General features: G+C 39.4%; 19 protein-coding genes and 1 other annotated feature (1 of these 20 cut by a window edge). Of the genes, 18 read left to right on the top strand and 1 reads right to left on the bottom strand.

Features of this window, described 5'->3' with window-relative positions:
- Positions 1-191 (top strand) — a binding site (T-box leader); it begins 11 nt to the left of the window's first position.
- 89 nt (positions 192-280) lie between these two features.
- From serA to BN6559_RS08560, 18 genes are all read left to right on the top strand, one after another.
- Positions 281-1,867: a phosphoglycerate dehydrogenase gene (gene serA / locus BN6559_RS08645; protein ID WP_110954344.1), complete on the top strand. Its 1,587-nt coding sequence runs from the start codon at positions 281-283 to the stop codon at positions 1,865-1,867.
- Between the two features lie 431 nt (positions 1,868-2,298).
- A complete protein-coding gene (locus tag BN6559_RS08640; protein ID WP_110954343.1) occupies positions 2,299-3,597 on the top strand; it encodes a hypothetical protein in 1,299 nt (432 codons plus the stop codon).
- 33 nt (positions 3,598-3,630) lie between these two features.
- The gene (locus BN6559_RS08635; RefSeq protein ID WP_110954342.1) at positions 3,631-5,067 is read left to right on the top strand and encodes a hypothetical protein; all 1,437 of its coding nucleotides are present in this window, start codon (positions 3,631-3,633) and stop codon (positions 5,065-5,067) included.
- 24 nt (positions 5,068-5,091) lie between these two features.
- Complete coding sequence (locus BN6559_RS08630) at positions 5,092-5,820, top strand: hypothetical protein (protein WP_110954341.1); 729 nt, start codon at positions 5,092-5,094, stop codon at positions 5,818-5,820.
- A 23-nt stretch (positions 5,821-5,843) separates the two neighbouring features.
- Positions 5,844-6,572 carry a peptidoglycan-binding protein gene (locus tag BN6559_RS19665; protein ID WP_199883865.1) on the top strand — a complete coding sequence of 243 codons (729 nt, stop codon included), beginning with the start codon at positions 5,844-5,846 and terminating at the stop codon, positions 6,570-6,572.
- Between the two features lie 87 nt (positions 6,573-6,659).
- The gene (locus BN6559_RS08620; RefSeq protein WP_110954340.1) at positions 6,660-7,388 is read left to right on the top strand and encodes a hypothetical protein; all 729 of its coding nucleotides are present in this window, start codon (positions 6,660-6,662) and stop codon (positions 7,386-7,388) included.
- A 24-nt stretch (positions 7,389-7,412) separates the two neighbouring features.
- On the top strand, positions 7,413-8,129 hold the full coding sequence (locus BN6559_RS08615; RefSeq protein ID WP_110954339.1) for a peptidoglycan-binding protein: 717 nt from the start codon (positions 7,413-7,415) through the stop codon (positions 8,127-8,129).
- A 106-nt stretch (positions 8,130-8,235) separates the two neighbouring features.
- On the top strand, positions 8,236-8,967 hold the full coding sequence (locus tag BN6559_RS08610) for a hypothetical protein (RefSeq protein WP_110954338.1): 732 nt from the start codon (positions 8,236-8,238) through the stop codon (positions 8,965-8,967).
- A gap of 295 nt (positions 8,968-9,262) precedes the next feature.
- Positions 9,263-9,613 (top strand): DUF4280 domain-containing protein, encoded by a 351-nt coding sequence (locus BN6559_RS08605; protein WP_199883864.1) that lies wholly within the window; start codon positions 9,263-9,265, stop codon positions 9,611-9,613.
- A 208-nt stretch (positions 9,614-9,821) separates the two neighbouring features.
- The gene (locus tag BN6559_RS08600; protein ID WP_110954336.1) at positions 9,822-11,012 is read left to right on the top strand and encodes a pentapeptide repeat-containing protein; all 1,191 of its coding nucleotides are present in this window, start codon (positions 9,822-9,824) and stop codon (positions 11,010-11,012) included.
- Between the two features lie 4 nt (positions 11,013-11,016).
- Complete coding sequence (locus tag BN6559_RS08595) at positions 11,017-11,520, top strand: hypothetical protein (RefSeq protein WP_110954335.1); 504 nt, start codon at positions 11,017-11,019, stop codon at positions 11,518-11,520.
- A gap of 236 nt (positions 11,521-11,756) precedes the next feature.
- Positions 11,757-13,631: a sigma 54-interacting transcriptional regulator gene (locus tag BN6559_RS08590; protein WP_110954334.1), complete on the top strand. Its 1,875-nt coding sequence runs from the start codon at positions 11,757-11,759 to the stop codon at positions 13,629-13,631.
- Positions 13,632-13,791: 160 nt separating this feature from the next.
- A complete protein-coding gene (locus BN6559_RS08585) occupies positions 13,792-15,093 on the top strand; it encodes a four-carbon acid sugar kinase family protein (protein ID WP_110954333.1) in 1,302 nt (433 codons plus the stop codon).
- Between the two features lie 20 nt (positions 15,094-15,113).
- On the top strand, positions 15,114-16,124 hold the full coding sequence (gene pdxA / locus BN6559_RS08580; RefSeq protein WP_110954332.1) for a 4-hydroxythreonine-4-phosphate dehydrogenase PdxA: 1,011 nt from the start codon (positions 15,114-15,116) through the stop codon (positions 16,122-16,124).
- Positions 16,125-16,157: 33 nt separating this feature from the next.
- Positions 16,158-17,033 (top strand): 4-hydroxy-tetrahydrodipicolinate synthase, encoded by an 876-nt coding sequence (dapA, locus tag BN6559_RS08575; protein ID WP_110954331.1) that lies wholly within the window; start codon positions 16,158-16,160, stop codon positions 17,031-17,033.
- Positions 17,034-17,155: 122 nt separating this feature from the next.
- On the top strand, positions 17,156-18,133 hold the full coding sequence (locus tag BN6559_RS08570) for a hydroxyacid dehydrogenase (protein WP_110954330.1): 978 nt from the start codon (positions 17,156-17,158) through the stop codon (positions 18,131-18,133).
- 34 nt (positions 18,134-18,167) lie between these two features.
- On the top strand, positions 18,168-19,328 hold the full coding sequence (locus BN6559_RS08565; RefSeq protein WP_110954329.1) for an iron-containing alcohol dehydrogenase: 1,161 nt from the start codon (positions 18,168-18,170) through the stop codon (positions 19,326-19,328).
- 305 nt (positions 19,329-19,633) lie between these two features.
- Positions 19,634-20,923, top strand: coding sequence for an MFS transporter (locus BN6559_RS08560; RefSeq protein ID WP_110954328.1), 1,290 nt, complete (start codon positions 19,634-19,636; stop codon positions 20,921-20,923).
- 281 nt (positions 20,924-21,204) lie between these two features.
- On the opposite strand, the gene BN6559_RS08555 is transcribed toward BN6559_RS08560, so the two are convergent.
- Entirely contained in the window at positions 21,205-22,269 is a 1,065-nt protein-coding gene (locus BN6559_RS08555; RefSeq protein WP_110954327.1) for a hypothetical protein, read from the bottom strand.
- Between the last annotated feature and the right edge of the window lie 121 nt (positions 22,270-22,390).

Below are 22,390 nucleotides of genomic sequence, written 5' to 3'. Positions count from 1 at the left end.
GATAGGGAAGCAGGATGTTTTTATCTTCCAGAGAGTCGGCGGTTGGTGTGAGTCGATAGAAGAAATGCTTTGTTCCGCCCTTGAGTATCTGATGATGAATTATGACGGGATCGCCCGATACAGCGAACGAGAGTTGGCGCATAAGCGCACAAACTTGGGTGGTACCGCGAAATAAAAGTTTCGCCCCAATTGATTTTGGGGCGAAACTTTTTTATTTGTCTGTTGATGTATAGTTTGTACAAGATTTTAACATTTTAAAATAAAAAGGGGCGAACGATTGATGAAGGTTTTAATTGCTGATGGTGTATCGCAAGAAGGAATTGATATTTTAAGTAAGGATTTTGAAGTTGTTGTAAAACCTAAATTGCCTGCGGATGAATTGCTGGAAATTATACCGCAGTTTGATGGACTTATCGTACGCAGTGCGAGTAAGGTGACAAAAGAAGTATTAGCAGCTGCAGCAAATTTAAAAGTCATCGGTCGGGCTGGCGTCGGCGTGGATAATATTGATGTGCAGGCTGCAACCGATAAAGGTGTGATTGTATTGAATGCACCTGAGGGGAATACGATTGCGGCAACGGAGCATACGATGGCAATGATGCTTGCTATGTCAAGAAATATTCCGATTGCAAATGAAACTTTGCAAAAGGGAGAATGGAATCGCAGCAAATATGTTGGGGTTGAGCTTAGAGAAAAAACACTTGGAGTTATTGGCTTAGGGCGCATTGGCAGTGGAGTTGCAAAACGTGCACAAGCTTTTGATATGAATATAATCGGCTATGATCCATATATCAATGAAGAACGAGCAAAAAATCTGGGGATTGAAGTTGTCTCTTTAGATGAAATTTATGAAAGAGCAGATTTTATTACGGTGCATATGCCGCTGACACCACAAACAAAAGGCATGATTAATAAAGAAATCATGGCAAAAATGAAGAAGGGTGTTCGTTTGGTAAATTGTGCCCGCGGCGGAATTATTGATGAAAAAGATCTTGCAGAAGCGGTAAAGGAAGGGATTGTGGCAGGTGCTGCAATTGATGTATTTACAAGTGAACCACTTGGCCTAGAACATCCATTGGTTGGTGTAGATCACATTGTTTTAACGCCGCATCTCGGTGCCTCTACGATGGAAGCGCAAGTTGGTGTTGCAGTTGATGTTGCGCACGGTGTTGCTGGAGCACTTAAAGGCGAACCAGTATTGACAGCGGTGAATATGGCGCCGGTTTCTGCACAAGTGATGAAGTTAATTAAACCTTATTTTACCTTGGCAGAGCGTATGGGGTGTACCGCACGTTCATTGGCAAATGGAGCAATTCATGAGGTGGAGGTCGAATATAAAGGAGAAATCTCTGAACTCGATACCAAAATGGTTACGACCGCGGTATTAAAAGGAATATTGAATCCGATTTTACAGGAAGTTGTAAATTATGTAAATGCGCCAAGTATTGCAAAATCACGTAATATTAAAGTAAAGGAAGTAAAATATAAAGAAGCTGAGAATTTTGCCAATTTACTTACGGTTCGTATCAAAGCAAAAAAAGATGAAGTGATTTCGATACAAGGCACATTATTTGGAGAAGAAGCGCGTATCGTTTCGATTAACGGTTATAGAGTTGACGTTGATCCACATGCGAGAATTTTGATCTGCCCGCATATTAACTGCCCTGGTATTATTGGTAAAGTTGGTTCTGTTATGGGCGCAGCTGGTATTAATATTTCTAGTATGCAGGTCGGTAAGACAGACGTTTCGGGTACAAACATTATGGTATTGAGTGTGGATAATGATATTCCGAGTCATGTGTTGGATGAGGTAGTTGCAATTGAAGGAATTTTTGGCGCAAAATTAGTAAATTTTTACGCAATATAATATAATAGAAGAAAGTTGCATTTTAGAAGCAGAAAAACAACAGTCAAATAGGAAATATTTAATTTTTTAGGATATGCTTATTAGGTGAATTTAGGGCAGGTAATCTCAACTGAGAGATTGCCTGCTCTTTCTATTTTTAAGTGTAAAATAGTAAAAATTACCCATGTAAAAAAAGAGTATTTAGGAATATATTTGGCGAATTTTATATATTATACAAATTTAGTTTAAATTTATAATGAAGTATAAATTTTAAAAACATGCAAAACAATGGTGGTGACGAACGGCACTATGTCAAGAAAGAACAAATTGAATGAATTTCTCAATTTCTCGGCTAAGCTGGGGAGAACAGAGTCAGTGGAAGGGTGAAACCACCATTTGAAGTGGTGGTCGTGGCTAAGGGATATTGTTTTGTTGTATGGAGGTTATGCAATTTGAATGAAACGAAATGGAGAAAATTAGTTCGAGACAGAATTATGAGTATAAACAATCTCGAGGTGCGGAGTATCGTAAAAGAAGTCTTACAAGGTCTTTTTATGGATATTGTACAGTACCAATTGAACGCGGATAGAGCATTAGAAGAAAGAGTAATGAAAGAGTTACCTTTAGATCATACAAAATGTGCAATTTATACAACAGTGTGTAATAGAAGTGACTATCTGCAAGATAATGCAGGCTTGTTTCCTATGATTCCGGGAGAGCTTAGAAGAGGTATTGATGATGTTGATTGGATGAAAGAAAAAATTAAACAAGATGGAAAAGCAGTCCTGTGCAATATTTTCATGGAATGTGAAGGAAAAATCATTCAGCAGATGCTCGACGAACAAACGGAATGTAACTATCACGTTGAAATAGTGACGGACAGAAATCATACATACATAACAAATATCGAACTATCTCCAAGTAGTAAATATTTGAAACCAATTGAAAAAGTCTATAAGCTTTTTCAGTTTAATAATATTGAATGGAAAACTGTTAACAACCCTTATGCGTATAAATTTGTCAGCGTAGCGATTAAAGAATTGCCTCCCTTTCAACCTAATGAAAAAATCAATGCACTTACAGTACATTTAGGTGCTTATGAGCAGTATAAAAAAGACGATATGATATTGCTCTGGAATGTCCAACAACTGATGATTTCCAAGAACGCTTTTCCTATCCCGCTACCTAAGCAAGGTCTTTTTGAACATCGATTTTTTCTGTCGGAATTAGGAGCTGACCACGGCTACCTGGTCCATCCGTCCAATTCGAATATTGTTTCCGTAAGATATGATGCTGATAAACTCGTGATTATCACGAATATACCAAAAATGCCAAAATGGAGAGTAGTCAAATTTCATATACCTTCAGCTACGGATATACCTTGGCTCAATTACCCAATTATTAACAACCGTCGTAAAGACAGCTTTATTGAGCGCTTTGCGGCAGCGAAAAACAAGCAGTCGATACGAACGAAAGGAGAGTTCATTCGTATAGTCAACAATTTTTACGCGGCAGAGAAAATCAAATTTTATAAGCTCGACAGCCAGGTAACCCAAGACACTGTAGGGGAAACTCGCGATGTAAACTACTTTGTCGCAGATGAGATTCGCGACGAGCACACTAAAGAGATGATGAAAGTTATTTTCGAAGCAGAAAATCCCACATTTATTACCGTAGAACAAATGAGTTTTCTAGTTTCAGAACTCCAGTATCGCTACCCTGAGTACCACTGGATTGGAGAATTAGCCTAGGGTTAAAACTATATTATAGAAGGAGGAACATGTATGAAACTACCAATTATACTATTTAGATTTTTAAAGGTATACCCATATGACCAGATTGTAGGAATCCATGACATCAAGCTTGTCCAGACAATTTCTAACCATGCTATGCTGACGCTTGATGCGATTGTCACAGAGGAAATAAAAGACCTTTATGTAGCAATGACCTCGATAGAAACCATGATAACAGTACAATCGGAAGGAATCGGCGAGGAAGCGCTAGTTTTGTTCCAGGGCATGGTTACGCATATTAAAGTAAAAGTAGTACGAGACGTATATCATCTGTGTATTGAAGCAGCTTCTATGACTTACAAGCTGTCACTTATGAATCGGTCACGTTCTTTTCAGGACGCCAAAATGCCTATAAGTGAAATAGTGAAACAGGTTCTCGCTCCATATGAAGGTGCCGGTGTGATTTTTTACAAAAATGATACGCTGACATTATATAATTTTTTTCTGCAGTTCGTTCAAAACGACTGGGATTTTTTAGTGATGCTGGCGTCAGAATTTCATACAGGCATAATTGCTAGTTGTGAATCGTCTACTCCTAAACTATATTTTGGCATCATGAAAAATATGCCTGCCGTGACATTAACAGAAACAAACTATACAACTGAAAAAAGAATATTACCGGCAGATGCAGGTCCCAGTGCCTATGATGGTGGATACTCTATGGCTTATCGTGTACAAAGCAACATGCTGCTAACCATGGGGCAGCCAGTACTTTTCCAAGGGCAAACCCTCTATGTAGAAAGTATTGATACACATATCGAAAAGGGGGAATTAGTGCACGGATACAGTCTGACTGATGCCGAGGGATTGCAGCAAAAACGTATTTATAATGAAAAAATTGTCGGAACAGCAATGGAAGCAATGGTACTTGCTGTTCAAGGCACAAGGGTAAAATTGCATTTATCCATTGATGAATATCAAGATAAAGAAAAAGCGCGTTGGTTTGAGTATGCCAGTATGTATAGCTCCGGCATTATTTCGGGAATATACATGATGCCTGAAATCGGGGATCGTGTACGATTGTATTTTGCTGACGTACACGAAGCCGGATGTTTTGTAATAAACTCGGTTAACCGGCTATGGCCTTATTATAAAGAACGTGATGAGTCGCAATTTGGGCTGGAACGTGACCGCTGGAAAGACCCGGCAGTTAAAAGCATCAAAGCGCATGGAAAAGAAATCATCCTGGCGCCTGATCGGATTATTATGCAAGCAACAGATGTGTCAATTACCTGGCATGATGAAGATGGGGTGACTATAACGACGAAAAATAATATTAAAATTCGTGCCGATGAACTGATCAATATATCGGCTGCGGAAATTAGGGTAGATGGTGAAGAAAAAGTCCAGATCACTTGCGGTGGCAGCAATATCAATATGACGCCTGGTGGAGTGAGAATCGATGGTTCTGACATTAAGATGGGCTAATCAATGTGAGGAGGTGGTTATGCAATGCGTTTTAAAAAATTAATGCTCGTGTTTTTCCTCGGCTTGTTTGTATTAGCAGCGGTTTGGGCGGTTAACGTGCTTCATAAGGCTGCTGAGAATCGGTCTGGTGATGCGATACATACACCAAGATATACACCAGACGAAATTAAAGTTCTTCTGGATAATGACCCCGATGCCAAAGAGCCTAATGAAATCTTTGGTATATTCCAGAGAAACAGTAAAATTCCCGTGGCGGAAGTTGAAGGATTAAATGATACAGAAATCGTAAGGCAGCTATTGATTCGATATTTAGATCACTTTCGAGCGCTTCCCCCCGAACATTCATTGTACATCAAAGGTTATACAATTGACTGGGTATATAGGGAAAATCTAGCTACTATGATTTTCCCTATGGCTTTTTCAGTTATATTGCCCGAGACAGCCAACAACCATGAAGAAGTATATAGAGCTTACTTTAATATAGTTGGAGCTATTCCACATACAGCCAGTCACAAAGAAGTGTTTAGCGTTCACTATACAGTGATACCCTACAAAGAATTTAATACTATGATAGTTGGTAACCCTCCACGTGATTCGCGGGTGCCTGTTACAAATGTCGAGTTTAATACTGAGTGGACAACAGCAAGTGCTTACGTCAGTAAGGATGGGACAGGCCTAACAAAAGGTTACTATTTATACTTATCTAAAGACCGCAATTTTTATGCAATTGATCGTGAAGTTAGCGGGTTATAAAACTGAAGAAGGTAGGGACATGAATGGAATTTAAATGGAAACTAGCGGTGAATTATGCACTAAGCAATTGGGATGGAGAATACGAGTTTGAAAACGATTGCACCAGCTTCGTATCGTATTGCTGGCGAGCAGCGGGCATTCCTGAAGAAACGGTGGCGTATGACCCGACCGACGGTTGGTATTTTGAAGATAGACGTGCTAACCACCACGCAGCTGCATGGAAAAATGTAGAAATTTTTCACAACTTTATGGTTAATATCAAAGAATACTGTGACGTGTATGAGGATGGTTGGGTTTCATTCCATGAAAACGCTAAGTTAGGTGATGTTATCCAATTTTTGGTGCCTGGTAAGGGGTGGTATCATTCAGCAATTATAACTAGAATTGATGAGGGAGTTTTGGGTAAATCTTTATATTATGCCGCGCATACAGACTCTCACAGATGCAAAAGCCTTGCTCGTTTCTGGGGCGAAGTGAGAATCCTGCATATAAAAGATGAGTATCGATCTGACGACGGTACCCTTGACGACCCTAACCCGGAGTCAGAGGGATTTTTTGACGATGTAGGAGATAATATTATTATTAAAGTTCAAAAAGCGCTTAACAGTGCGGGCTATGACTGTGGCGATCCAGATGGCGTACAGGGACCGGCTACAACAGAGGCGCTTAAAGCATTTCAGAGAGAGAACGGCCTGTATCCGGATGGTATTATTGGTCCTCAAACGCTTAACGCTCTGGGGATTCAAGACTAAAAATAACATCTTTGTGACCGCGGCGGTTCTTAAGACGCAGATAGCGATTACGAATATGGACAATCAAGGTGAGGAGATGGTTATGCAATGCGTTTTAAAAAGTTAATGCTCGTGTTTTTCCTCGGCTTGTTTGCATTATCAGCGGTTTGGGCGGTTAACGTGCTTCATAAGGCGGCTGAGAATCGGTCCGGTGATGCGATACATACACCAAGATATACACCAGACGAAATTAAAGCTCTTCTGGATAATGACCCCAATGCCAAAGAGCCTAATGAAATCTTTGGTATATTCCAGAGAAACAGTAAAATTCCCGTGGCGGAAGTTGAAGGATTAAATGATACAGAAATCGTAAGACAGCTATTGATTCGGTATTTAGATCACTTTCGAGCGCTTCCCCCCGAACATTCATTGTATATAAAAGGTTACACAATTGACTGGGTATATAGGGAAAATCTAGCGACTATGATTATCCCTATAGCTTTTGCAGTTATATTGCCCGAGACAGCCAACGACCATGAAGAAGTATATAGAGCTTACTTTAATATAGTTGGTGCTATTCCACATACAGCCAGCCACAAACAAGTATTTAGCGTTCACTATACAGTGATACCCTACAAAGCATTTAATACTATGATAGTTGGTAACCCTCCACGTGATTCGCGGGTGCCTGTTACAAATGTCGAGTTTAATACTGAGTGGACAACAGCAAGTGCTGGCGTCAGTAAGGATGGGACAGGCCTAACAAAAGGTTACTATTTATACTTATCTAAAGACAGCAATTTTTATGCAATTGATAGTGAAGGTAACGGATTATAAAACTAATGAAAAGAAGGGGAAAAAATGATATTTAAATGGAAACTAGCGGTAAATTATGCGCTAAGAAATTGGGATGGAGGATACGAGTTTAAAGACGATTGCACCAGCTTCGTATCTTATTGCTGGCGTGAAGCGGGCATTCCGGAGGGAAGGGTAACGTATGACCCGACAGACGGATGGTATTTTGATAATAGATTTAATGGCCATCACGCGTCCGCTTGGAAAAATGTAGACACTTTTCATAACTTTATGGTTAATATCAAAGAATACTGTGACGTGTATGAGGATGGTTGGGTTTCATCCCATGAAAAAGCCGAATTAGGCGATGTTGTCCAATTTTGGGGGCCTATTGATGGTTGGTACCATTCAGCGATTATAACTAAAATTGAAGAGGGATGGTTGAGCAATAATTATTTATACTATGCCTGCCATTCATATCCCCACAGATGTAAAGACCTTGCCTGGGCCTTGATGGCAGGCCCCGTGAGATTACTACATATAAAAGACGAGTATCGGTCTGACGACGGTGAACTTGACGACACTAACCCGCCGACAGATGACTTTGGCAACATAGATAATATTATCAAACAGGTTCAGAAAGCGCTTGATTGCGATCCAGATGGTATACAGGGACCGGCTACGACAGAGACGGTTAAAGATTTTCAGAGAGAGAACGGCCTGTATCCAGACGGTGTTGTTGGTCCTCAAACTCTCAACGCTCTAGGGATTACGAGGCGTTAGAATGGAGGTTTAAGGTTGAAAAGACATCTTTGTGACCGCGGAGTTTCTTAAGATGCAGATAGCGATTACGAATATAGGCTAATCAATGTGGGGAGGTGGTTATGCAATGCGTTTTAAAAAATTAATGCTCGTGTTTTTCCTCGGCTTGTTTGCATTATCAGCGGTTTGGGCGGTTAACGTGCTTGATAAGGCGGCTGAGAATCGGTCTGGTGATGCGATACATACACCAAGATATACGACAAGCGAAATTAAAACTCTTCTAGGTAATAATCCCGATGCCGAAGATTCTGGTAAAATCTTTGCTGTTTTCCGGGTAAATACCAAAATTCCTGTGGCGGAAGTTGAAGGGTTAAATGATACAGAAATCGTAAGACAATTATTTAGTAGGTATTTAGATTACTTTCGAGCGCTTCCCCCCGAACATTCATTGTATATAAAAGGTTATACAATTGACTGGGTATATAGGGAAAATCTAGCTACGATGATTATCCCTATAGCATTTGCAGTTATATTGCCCGAGACAGCCAACAACCATGAAGAAATATTTAGAGCTTACTTTAATATAGTTGGCGCTATTCCACATACAGCCAGCCACAAACAAGTATTTAGCGTTCACTATACAGTGATACCCTATAAAGAATTTAATAGCAAGATGTCTGGCAGCCCCCCACATGATGAGCGGGTGCCTATTATAAATTCTGAGTTTAATACTGAGTGGACAACAGCAAGTGCTGGCGTCAGTAAAGATGGTACAGGCCTAACAAAAAGTTGCTCTTTAATCTTAGCTAAAGACAGAAGCAATTTTTATGGAATTGGTCGTCTAGCTAGCCAAATATAAAACTAAAGCAAGTAGGGAAAAAAATGATATTTAACTGGAACTTAGCGGTAAACTATGCGTTAAGGAATTGGGATGGAGAATACGAGTTTGAAAAGGATTGCACCAGAAACCAGATGTTGATAGAAAAAATCCAGGCATTAAAAAGTGAAACACACGGCTGAGCTATTTGGTTGTGCTGCACTTTATGAATCGTGTTTAGTTTTAAATCTGGAGATAATGGAAAAATATTGCGTATAAACCCCGTCGGTAGCAGGCTTAAAAGAATCAAATATGTAAGATGGCAAGGAGGAACCATATGAGCAGTGTAGCAAATGGGCAAGGGGAGAAATATGTAGTAGATGGAGCGACGATCCAATGCAGTGCCGGAACTTCGGTAGGAAAACTGCACCTGCCTTATAGCCATAAAGCGACGATTAACGGTAAAAAGGTATTGACGATACAAGATAATCAATCATTAGCTTGTATCGGCTGTATGGGGCAGTGCAAGAATAGGGACCAGCTTCCGCCGTGTGTGCCTAGTACAAATATGCAATGGCAGCAAGGGAAAGCGACCGTGTGCCTTGGCAGTACTCCGGCATTGTTGAGTACCGCTATTATCGTTTGTTCGCATGGCGGGGTGATCAAAGTCGTTGCTGATGGGCAATAGGCGCAGAAGGGTTTTATTGATTTTCTGAAATAAGTTTACGCTTTTGGGCTTTCCAGCAATTCCTATAGTATTTTTATAGTATTTGACGCCTAAGAAGGAAGAAAAAGTAATGAGAGGTATATAAGTATGACGAATCATGGTATATATTATGACTATTCAGTTACTCTGCGCGAACCCGAGTAAAAATTAACTAAAGGAGGAAATTGCAATGAACCGGGCAGAAGCACTTACCCATTTTCACGAACGGTATTTAAACCCGATGTTGATAGAGAAAATCGAAGAAGCAAATCATTATTTTATAGAAAATAAAACCCGATTAAGCGAAACATTTCTTGAGAATTTTAAGCAGATTTGTAAATACATCGTAAGTCAACAAGAGCAGGAAAAAGGTAGACCTATACACTCGATTAACCTTTCCTTATTACGTACCTCGCTGAATGAAGGCAATGCCTTTTGCCGCTGGGATGTGTTTGACGATGCAGGCCGTTGGGAATGGGAAACAGAGTATCAAACTTATGATATTACCTGGGCCGCACATTACCTTAGTGAAATAATTGAAACCTTGGAGCCGGAGCGGAAAAAATATTTATTCAATTTAATCGGACACGATCTAGCAGGTATCAAACAAACGTACATAGAGAACTTTTTCGTTTATATTAGACAACTTATGTATAATGTTTTGCGATGGTATGACTTGACGAATATCCCAGAATTTCAGGCTATTGAAAAATGTTTCCCCTTTAGCATCCATGTGGGTGAATTTTTAGATACATATAAACCGATATACATGGACAGTGGTCCATCACAGGTCATTCCTAACATGAAAAATCGGCTTAAAAGAAAGCCGTGTCAATGTTTCCAAACATTGAAAAATATAAATGTAACGGATCGTGAATATGCGAATATTAACTTTAGCTGCAGTGATGTGAGTGGCGGCAATTTTAAGGGCAGCAAAATGAGCGGCGGCATGTATGTTAATACACGAATGAAAGAGAGTAACTGTGTTGGCAGTGACTTTAGCAACAGCAATATTTTTGATGCGGACTTTAGAGATAGCAGCTTGGCACAAGCAAATTTTTCCGGTGTAAAAGGTGGTAGAAGGTTAGGGCTTGATATACTAAACATACCGCAAATGCTAAAGGGCTGTACACAAGAAGATGCTGAAATAGAAAGTGACGGTATTCCTTCGTTTCTTGGAGTATCTTTTTATAGAAGCGATCTTACACAAACAAACTTTACCGAGGCGGATTTGCGTTTTGGCGATTTTCGCAAAGCGATTTTTCATAATACTATTTTTACCGGATGCTTGCTCGATGGAGCAATTTTTTTAGAAAAGGATCGTACCAGCTTACAGCTTACGCCAGAACAAATAGCTGAAATTGATTGGGTCGAAGAGTGAAAATATGGATACAGAATATTTCTTGTTATGCGCAGAAACTAATATCTTAAATACAGCCCGCCCTTATGGTCTGGAGCGATACAAAAAGGTATGCGATTTAGGTGAGGTAAACATTGCTCGTGTGAACGAGCCGAACCAGTATTACCTAGATTTCTTTGAATTTCCAAGGCGAATGGTGTCCGATAAAATAAAAAAAATCTTAGAGGAGTCCAATCCCAACACGATTTTCAAACGGGTAGCAATCATTGATCCTTCAAAGACGCAGCAAATGATATATTGGTTATTTGCGCTCAAAGAGATTGACTTTATTGCTGACACATGCAAATGTGAAAAGCTTGATTTTAAAAATATCATGATCGACCATCAAAAAGTAAAAAAGCATGGCTATGATTTTTTTATAATAATGAGTGTTTTTGAACCATTTTTAATTGTAAACCTGGAAATAGCGGAAAAAATATTGCGAACAAATCCCGTTGGCATTCGGTTTGAAAGAATCAAAGCAATATGAAATGGGAAGAAAGTTGCATTTTAAAAGCAGAAAAACAACAGTGCTGTAGAAGAAAATAGACCGTTTTGGGCTTGCAGTATAAGTTGTGAATAGAGCCGGCAATCTTGGTTTGAGAGGTTGTCGGCTCATTCTATTTTAAAATAAAAAATTTACCAGGATTATAAAATGCATTGTATTTATGGTACAATAATTTTTAATAAGAATCAGATATCTTTTTATAAAATTGGGGTGAGCGTATGGATGCACGAATTTTGTTTGTGGCACCGTTTACAGATTTGGTAGAGGTTGCAGAAGATGTAGTAAAAGAACAATTTGCTGATGCTGCAAATCAAATAAAAATCGTGAAGGGTGATTTGCACGAATGTATTGCGATGGTAAAGCAGGAAGTGGAAGACGGGGTAGAAGTGATTGTCAGCCGCGGTGGGACGGCTACCTTGATTGAACAGAATGTTAATATACCCATTGTACCGATTCAAGTTACGGTCATTGATATTTTACGAGCAATGATGCAAAACGGAAAATATCCGGAAAAGGTTGGCGTTGCTGGTTTTAAAAATGTAATTTATGGTTATGAGGATTTAGCTAAGTTATTAGGAATTACCTTTTGTGAAATTACATTGCAGGATGAATCAGAGGCAAAGGAAAGAATTACGGCTGCAATTGAAAATGGTGTAGAATTGATTGTCGGAGATGCAATTTCGATTAAAATTGCAAGAAATTTGGGGGTATCCTGTGTATTGATTCACTCCGGACGCGAGGCGATTTATAAGGCGATGAAAGAAGCTGAGTTGATCGCGAAGATTCGCCGGGAGGAACAAGAAAAAGCAGAACTGCTTAGAACTGTAATTGACCAATCGGCAGAGGGCATTATTGCAACGGATACTGCAGCACAGATTACGATTTTTAATCCAATGGCAGAAAAAATGTTTAAAGTATCGCATTTGGAAGTCATGGGAAAGTCACTCAAACACGTAATTCCTGATTTGGAGCTTTCGAAAAAGCGCGTCGATAACGATGTGCAAAAAATTGGGGATAAGACAGTGACTGTAAAAGAGCGTCATATTAAAGTGAGAGATGAAACAATCGGAAATATTTATACCTTTCAAAATGTATCGCAGTTACAGCAATTAGAACAAAATGTGCGGAAAAAATTGCATGCAAAAGGGTTGATTGCACGTATTAAGATGGAAGATATCATTGGGGCTTCAACGGCGTGTATGACGATGAAACGTAAAGCGACGAAATATGCCCTAACGCAATCGACGATTTTAATTACGGGTGAATCCGGAACAGGTAAGGAAATGTTGGTACAAAGCATTCATAATATCAGCACGCGTTCTGGTGGACCGTTTGTAGCGGTTAACTGTGCAGCATTACCGGAGAATTTACTGGAGAGCGAATTGTTTGGCTATGCAGAAGGTGCATTTACTGGTGCGAAACGAGGCGGCAGACAGGGATTGTTTGAGCTTGCACATGGCGGAACACTTTTTCTGGATGAAATCGGTGAAATGCCAATGTCACTGCAATCAAGGCTGCTCAGAGTTTTGCAGGAAAAGGCGGTGATGCATCTAGGCGGCGATAGTGTAATTCCTGTCGACGTTCGTATTGTAGCGGCAACGAATCAAAATTTAGCCAAGATGGTGGAAGATAAACAATTTCGTCAGGATCTTTATTATCGCTTAAATATTTTGAGAATTCATATGCCGACCTTAGAAGAACGCGTAGAGGATATTCCGTTACTTGCAAAAAGAATGGTGTATCAGATGCAAAGCATGAATGAGAAGATTACAGGGATTGATTTGGAAGCAAGGGAATATCTGAAAACCTGTGCTTGGCCGGGCAATATCAGACAGCTTGCCAATACGATAGAGCGTGTCATGCTGCTCAGCGATGGTCCGGCTATTACGAAACAAGATATTATGGAAGCGCGGGATGAAGAGGGGCAGCTGGTTGAAGTTAAGCAAATTGATGAACAGAAGGATAATTTAGCAAATTTAGAAAAACATACTTTAATGCGTGTTCTGGCAGAGGAAAACTTCAATTATAGCCGTGCGGCTGCGAGATTGGGGATACATCGAACAACGTTGTGGCGGAAATTAAATGCAAAATAATAAATAAGATAAAGTGTTGCAATTTACATTAAAAATATTGTAAATTGCAACACTTTTTTGTTTGAAAAGATAAAAAATTTAGTATATTCGTGCAAAAAAGAGGTTGGCACGCTGCTTGCATTATTAATTGGGCAAGCGGTTGGAAAAGAAGGTGAGATAAATGATAAAGCTAGCGGTGATAGCAGATGATATTACAGGTGCTAATGATACAGCGGTGCAGTTTGCAAAACATCATATTAGCGCATGTGTAAGAATTAATTTCGATCAAACAAATGTAAGCAAAGAAACTGCGGAAGTCATTGTTTTTGATACAGATAGCAGAGATGTTGCATCATCGGATGCTTATGATAAAGTGCAGACTTTATGTAGAGCTCTGCAAAAGAGTGGCGTTACGCATATCTATAAAAAAGTAGACTCTACATTAAGAGGAAATCTGGGTGCTGAGATTGAGGCGATTACAGATGTATTTCAACCGGAAATTACAGTAATTGCGCCAGCGTTTCCCCGCAATAAGAGAATAACAGTTGCTGGAGTTCATCTAGTTGATGGCATACCGATAGAACGGACTGAATTTGCCTATGCCCCGAAAAGTCCGGTCAAGGAATCACGTATCATTGATTTGCTGAAAAAGCAGACACCGAATAAAAATATTGGGCTGGTAACTCTGCCGATCATTGAAAAAGGTGCAGAGGAAATTGAAAAGGCCGTTAAGCAGTGTATTGACAAAGGCCAGAGCTGGATTGTATTTGATAGTACCAAAGACAGCCATTTAGCGGATATTGTTGCAGCAACGAGTTTTTCCAAAGAAGTTTTGCTCGTAGGATCGGCAGCTTTAGCAGAGTGTTTGCCCGATTTTTATCAATGGGAAAAGAAAATGCAGCAAACATCATATGCTGCAGAGGGCTCCATTCTGATCATTGCCGGCAGTGTAAGTAAAACGACACAAGGGCAGATTGATCAGGCGCTAAAGTTAGAGCACATGGATTTGGTAAAAATGAATGTACAGCGTCTGGTCATGCAAAAAAAGATTGAAATCAATCGATGTATCCAAGAAGCAAAACAATTGCTGCAGGAAAAGAAGGATGTATTGATTGCCAGTGCACTTGATGATAAGGATGTAAGACTTGCAATCGAAGCAGGCAAACAAAAAGGCATGAGCGGCGAGAGCGTAAGTGAACAGATTGCTGTCGCGTTAGGTGAAATTGTTGCCGCACTGGCAGATCAAGAATTGGCAGGTATGGTCTTAACGGGCGGAGATACAGCAGTACATGTTTGCAGAGCACTGAAAGCAGAAGCGATCGAAGTGGTCGCAGAAGTGGAACTGGGTATACCGCTGGGAAAACTGGTAGGCGGATTCTGCGACGGGCTTCAGGTTGTGACGAAAGCTGGTGCGTTTGGAACCAAACAGAGTTTTGTACAAGCAGTACAAACAATCAGAAAATTGCCAATAAACAAAAGTTGATCATCAAAGGAGGAACGTAAATGAAACCGATTTTAGGAATTACAATGGGAGATGCAGCAGGGGTTGGCCCGGAGATTATCGTAAAAGCCTTAACCGATAAAAAAATCTATGAGATTGGCAGACCGGTTGTATTTGGAGATAAAAAAATTATGGAACGGGCAGTCAAAATTGTTGGAGCAGATGTAACCTGCAATGTGATTGAACATCCGGGCGTTGGCGGCAACACCTATGGAACAATTGATATCATCGATTTAGATAACCTGCCGGCAGATTTGCCATTTGCAAAGGTAGATGCAAGAGCCGGTAAAGCTGCTTACGAATATATTGAAAAAGCAGTTGGTTACGCCTTGAAACATGAGATTCATGCAATTGTAACAGCACCTCTTAATAAAGAAGCGTTAAATCTTGGCGGTAATCATTATCCCGGACATACCGAAATTTTGGGTGCATTGTCAGGACAGAAAGATTATTCCATGATGTTATCCAGTGAAGCGTTAAAGGTAATTCATGTATCGACCCATGTCCCACTCAGAAAAGCCTGTGACTTAGTGAAAAAAGAACGCGTTTTAAAAGTCATTCATTTGGCCGATGAAACAGTAAGAATGATGGGAATAGAAAAACCTCGCATTGCTGTTGCAGGACTTAATCCGCATTCAGGCGAAAGCGGATTATTTGGCACAGAAGATCAAGAGGAAATTCTGCCGGCAGTAGAAGCTGCGCAAAAAGAAGGACTTGATGTCACAGGACCTGTACCACCGGATACGGTATTTTATCGTGCGGCGATCAAAAAAGAATTTGATATTGTCGTCGTGATGTACCATGATCAAGGCCATATTCCAATTAAAGTATTGGGCTTTGATTCCGGCGTCAATGTAACTGTGGGGTTGCCTTGTATTCGTACTTCTGTTGACCATGGGACAGCCTTCCCGGTTGCAGGACAGGGAATTGCAAGCAGCACAAGCATGACGGAATCTTTAGTTTTGGGTGCACAGATGGCAACTGTTAAATTTGCTGATCTTTTGAATAAATAAAATTTATTATACAATATGAAGGGATGATGCAATATGTTTAAACCACAAGGAATTATTACACCTATTCTAACGACTTTAACAGAGGATGAAAAATTCAACGAAAAAGAATATCGCGTGCAGATCAATCGTTTGATTAACGCTGGAATCAGCGGTATTTTCCCATTAGGCACAAACGGAGAGTTTTATGCTTTCTCCAAAGAAGAAAAAATTGAAATCATCAAAGTGGCAGTAGACGAAGTAAATGGCAGAGTTCCTGTATATGCAGGTACCGGTTGTGTTACGACGAAAGAAACGATTGAATTATCCAAAATTGCCAAAGATTTAGGCGTGGATGTATTATCCGTCATTTCTCCATATTTCGTTGGAATATCACAAGACGATCTTTATCGTCATTACAGTGCAGTAGCTGAAGCTGTTGATTTACCGATTCTGCTTTATAATATTCCGGCGAGAACCGGCAATAACATCGACTATAAAACAGTAGCAAAATTAGCGAAATATAAAAATATCATTGGGATCAAAGACAGCAGCGGAAACTTTGACAACACATTAAAATATATTGAAAATACCGATGAGCGCTTAAGCGTTCTTGCAGGCAGTGACTCTTTGATTCTTTGGACTTTAATGGCAGGTGGCAGTGGCGCAATTTCTGGTTGTTCCAATGTATTCCCTGAACTTATGGTCAGTATTTATAAATTATGGTCAGAAGGAAAAATTGCTGAAGCAAACGAAGCACAAAAGAAAATCAGACCATTCCGCAATGTAATGCAAATGGGCAATCCGAATTCCGTTGTAAAACGTGCCGTTAATTTACTTGGCTATCCTGTTGGCCCGGCACGCGAACCATCGAATTGTGCTAAACCTGAAATCGACGCGGCATTGAAAGAAGTTTTCAAATTATATAAATAAAATACTACCCCTAGTTTTTTATAGAGAGCACGGCATGGAGTTTGTACATTCTTTGTATAGCGGATGCGATAAACTCTATGCTTTTGGCTCAAAACTTAAATTTAAGCAAAGGAGCACGCTAAATGAAAAAAGTTGTTATATCGCATAGATTACATGATGATGGCATGGCTGTTTTAGAAAAAGCCAATGTAAAAGTGGCAATTACGAATAATGGTGATCCAAAAGCAATGCTGCCGGAATTATTGGATGCAGAAGGACTGATTATCCGTATCGGTTCAATTGATAGAGAAACGATGCTGGCGGCAAAAAATTTGAAGGTCATTGGACGCCCTGGCGTTGGCGTAGATGATGTTGATGTTGAAGCGGCAACAGAGCTTGGTATTCCTGTCGTTATTGCACCAGGTGCAAATACGCGTTCCGTTGCAGAACATGCATTTGCCTTTATGTTCGCTGCGGCGAAAGATATGCTGCATAGTGATAAAGAACTTCGCAAAGGCAATTTTAACATAAGAAGCAGCTATAAAGCCTTTGAGTTATATGGAAAAACCTTGGGACTCATTGGATATGGAAATATCGGCAGCATTTTAGCGCAGATGTCATCCAGTATTGGAATGAAAGTTGTAGTATATGATCCGTTTGTGAAACCAGAAGTCATTACGGAGAAAGGCTATCAGCATGAAACTGACATCAATGCAGTCTTAAAAGTGGCGGATGTTATTTCACTGCATGTACCTTTAACACCAAAAACGAAAAATCTAATTAGTGAAGCCGAATTGAAATTAATGAAATCAAATGCGATTTTGATTAACTGCGCGCGCGGCGGCATTGTAGATGAGAAAGCATTGGCAAAAGCACTGGAAGAAAATCAAATTCATGCGGCGGCGACAGATGTATTTACAACTGAACCGGTAACTGCAGAAGATCCATTATTTCAATATGAAAACATTATTGTGTCCCCTCATATGGCGGGACAGACAAAAGAAGCGGCATCCGGAGTGGCAACAATGGCGGCAGAAGGCGTAATTGCTGTGATGAACGGACAGCGCTGGCCGAAAGTTTGCAATCCTAAAGCGTATGAACATCCGCGTTGGAATAAATAAGTAGACTATACTATCTTGAAAGAAGCGATGAAAAATGAATAAAACATATTCACTTTTGAATATAGGAAAAATTATAGCTGGTGCAGGCTCTATTGCACAAATCAAAGATGTTGTAGAAAGCTTCGAAGCGAAAAATGTAGTTGTCATCACCGATAAAGGCGTTTGGCAAACAGGTTTGGTTGAAAAACCAAAGAAAATTCTTGAAGATGCCGGCATCAATGTGCATATTATCAATGATACACCGCCGGAACCAGCACTTGAACAAGTCAATGCGATCTTTGATGCCGCAAAGAGTTTTGAATGTCAGATGATTATCGGCATTGGCGGCGGCAGCTCCATGGATACGGCGAAATTAGTATCTTTGCTATTGACCAATGATGTAACGTTATATGATTTGGTAAAAGGCAAGAAACAGTTCAAACGTCGTGGCGTTCCTACGCTAATGATTCCTACAACTGCCGGTACTGGTTCGGAAGCAACGCCAAATGCGATTGTGTTAGTACCTGAAGAAGAACTAAAAGTTGGAATCGTCAGTGAAAAAATGGTTTCTGACTGTGTAATTTTAGATCCGGAAATGACAGTTGGCTTGCCAAAACATATTACGGCAAACACAGGTATGGACGCTTTATGCCATGCAATTGAATGCTATATTTCGAAAAAAGCAAATCCGTTCAGTGATACATTTGCGTTAAAAGCAATCAAACTTATTTCTCGCAGTATTCGGACGGCTTACAACGATGGAAAAAATCTGCAAGCACGTGAAGATATGCTTTTAGGAGCAACTTTTGGCGGGATTTCTATCGCAACATCCAGTACAACGGCAGTCCATGCGTTGTCCTATCCTTTGGGTGGTAAGTATCATATTCCACATGGTCTGTCCAATGCAATTCTATTGCCGGATGTAATGAAGTTCAATTTAGATGTCTGTGAAGACAAATTTAAAGATATCGCAGTTGCCATGGAACTTGATATAGAAAATTGTACAACAAGACAGGCAGCAGAAAAAATGATCGAAAATTTATATTCTATGATCGAAGATATGAATGTAACATGTGATCTGCGCGAAAAAGGTATCAATGAATCCGTTCTGGATGATTTGGTTGATGCGGCTGCGAAGGTTACCAGACTTTTAGATAACAATCCTAAAGTTGTTACGAAAGATGATATGCGGGAGATTTATAAAAAATTAATGTAGTATCTGCGTAGCGCTGGAATACAACTGCTTATTTTACAAAGAGCAATGGTTCTATAGTTCAGATGGAGTTCGTCTCCATCTGAACCTAAATTGAAATGTCCCAAGAGGAGGCGCAGGCGGCTTCTATCTAAAATAAGTAGAAAAGCACTGCAGCCGTTCAATAAAAGTCAGAATAATTTGATTGATAAATGTAGAGAGAAGATTAAAAATATTCTCGATATTTTATAAAAACCCTATATTTATGATAAAAGCACTGGTTTATATTTTATTTATGGAATGAATTTATTAAAAGTGGAGGTATTATCATGGTGAATGAGAAAAAATCAAATGTGCGCTGGGTTGTTGCCGGATTAATGTGGACAGCAATCGCTGTCAATTATATTGACCGTACTGTACTTGCTGCCGCCGCTCCTCATATTACGCAAGAATTTGGAATTACACCGAGTCAGATGGGGATTATCATGTCGGGCTTTTTTTGGACTTATGCCTTATTGCAGATTCCGGCAGGGTGGTTTGCCGATCGCTTGGGACAAAAAATTACGTTGGGATTTGCTGTAGCTTGGTGGTCTATTGCCACTGCTATGACCGGACTTGCGACAGGCTTTAAATCTATTTTGGCCTTTCGTATGGGACTTGGTATTGGGGAGGCCGCTGCGTATCCAAGCAACGCCGGAATTTCATCTAAGTGGTTCCCGGACAAGGAAAGAGCGACGGTTGGCGGTCTTTTCGACAGTGGGTCTAAATTTGGCGGTGCAGTTGCAATGCCGCTCATCGTATGGTTGATTTCAATTTTTGACTGGAGATGGACCTTTGTTATTATCGGACTTGTTGGGGTTGTATGGTCTGTTGTATGGTTCTGGTATTATAAAAATATTCCTGAAGAACATAAGGGTGTAAATGCCGCCGAATTGAAATATATTCGTGATGGACAGGCCAAAAAAGAAGGTCTTGACAACGAACAACCGATGAAATGGTATGAACTCTTGAAATACAGAAATATTTGGGCAATGTGTATTGGTTTCTTTATGATTAATTACACGTCTTATTTCTTCATTACTTGGTTGCCAACGTATCTTGTAAAAGAAAAAGGCATGGGAATGCTCGCAATGGGATTTGCAGCAATGCTGCCGCTCTTAGTTTCCATGGTTGTGGAAGTCGTAGCAGGCTGGGCATCGGATAAAGTATATGCAAAAGGCTGGTTATCTCTAACTGCAACACGTAAAACATTCTTAGTCGGCGGCCTTTTGATGGCATCTACAATCGGTTTAGCGGCGTTTGCAGAATCGCCAATTATGGCAGTGGCACTTTTATGTCTTGCCAAATCCGGCACAACTGTAGCTGCATCTCAGGTGTGGGCGCTTCCGGGTGATGTTGCACCAAAAAATATGACCTCTGTGGTTGCCGGACTGCAAAACTCTGTTTCTAACATGGGCGGGGTTGTAGGCCCTATCGTTACCGGGGCAATTTTACAGGCAACGGGTTCATTCAATATGGCATTGTTGCTTTCCGCAGCTCTTTTAATTGTTGGTATCTTAAACTATGCATTCTTACTTGGTAAAGTAAAACATATCGAAGTAGAAAAAACAGCAGCTTAAATTTAGTATAATATTCACAAAAATCCTAGAATGAAATGAAAAAATCCCAGACAAAATGTGAGAACATTTGTCTGGGATTTTTAATAGGTGAATAGGGAATTTTAAGATAACAAAATCTAGTTGTGTTGTATTGTGCGCTGATCTAATCATTTTTCGTTTTTGGATAAACCCACTGATTTTTTGAGTAGTCAAATAGATCGGTAGATTGGACGGCATTTGACTGATCGATTGTTTTATGATGTTTTTACTGGTTGAAGTACTATCTTATACATTTTAAGTGATTAATTCTTTGCTTTATTTATTAAATTATCTATTTGTAAATTCGTATTGTCAGCTTGATTCCGAAGAGAATTTATCTCTTGCATTGTTTGAGGACTTTCATTATCTAACCATTCAATGTTTTTTTGTAATTGTTGTATTCTTAGTTCGGCTACTTTTTGACGTAGATTATATAATTCTTTTGCTGCTTCTGGAACTGTAAGTTTATTCAGTTCAGCTAGTCTGTCGTTCCAATTTGTCAGTAGTTCGTTTTCAATAATTTCTTTTAATTGTTTCTTTGTATTAGCGTCAGCAAGATTTGAGCTAACGATAATAGAATTTATCTTTTCGCTTGATTCTTTACCCTGATTATTATATTTATCTATGATTGGTTGCGTATCTTCTATATATTTTTTTATTTGCTCATTTTTTACTTTTTCAATGGCTAATATGTATTCTTTAAAATTTGATATTTCTGCAAGTTGCCATGTACCATCGTCTAATTCTCTCATTTTAACATCAAGTGTAAATTCTTGGTTTGCTTCTTTATCAAATATTTTCAAACCAACAGTTGCTATTTTTCCGTCTTTTTTGGTATATGCAACACCTTTAAAAGAAGAATTTTTTAAACCTGATTTATCAGTTAATTTATTAGGATCTATTTTAGGCTGATTTCCTTTTGCAACATCGGTTTCTTGATTGTCTTCCCAGTTCCCGGTTTCAACGAAGCGAGTTAAACCGTCTTTTAAACCGCTTACTACAGGGGCTTTAAACATTTTAACGAATCCATTTACAAAAGTCATTGCTTCTGGAGTAATTGATTTATCAGTTTCAATCATTACAGCCATAAGATCGTCATATCCTCGAGATAAAACACTATCCAAATCAACATGTTTATTAAATTTTGCAACATCATGTCTCTCTACAGAATCTTTAATTAAATTCAAAGAATAGGATGGCGTTTTGATAAAATAAAGAAAGTACCATGCGAGACCCCCAAATATAATGATTAAGAGTACCGATATTGAAAGTAGCTTTCTATTGTATTTTGGTTTTGAATCTTCATTTATTTGCGTATTTGTTTCCATTATTTAATCTCCTAACAGTATTTAATTGAGAGTCAAGCTGATTCTACTATTGATTCTATAGACAGGATTGTCTGCATTGTTCAGCTATCTTCAAGTGAATTAAGAAACCTCCAATGTTAGT

The organism is Massilibacillus massiliensis, from assembly GCF_900086705.1.
GTDB classification, from domain to species: domain Bacteria; phylum Bacillota; class Negativicutes; order FLKF01; family FLKF01; genus Massilibacillus; species Massilibacillus massiliensis.
Note: the sequence above shows the minus strand (reverse complement) of the source record. Positions and strands in the feature narration are given on the sequence as shown.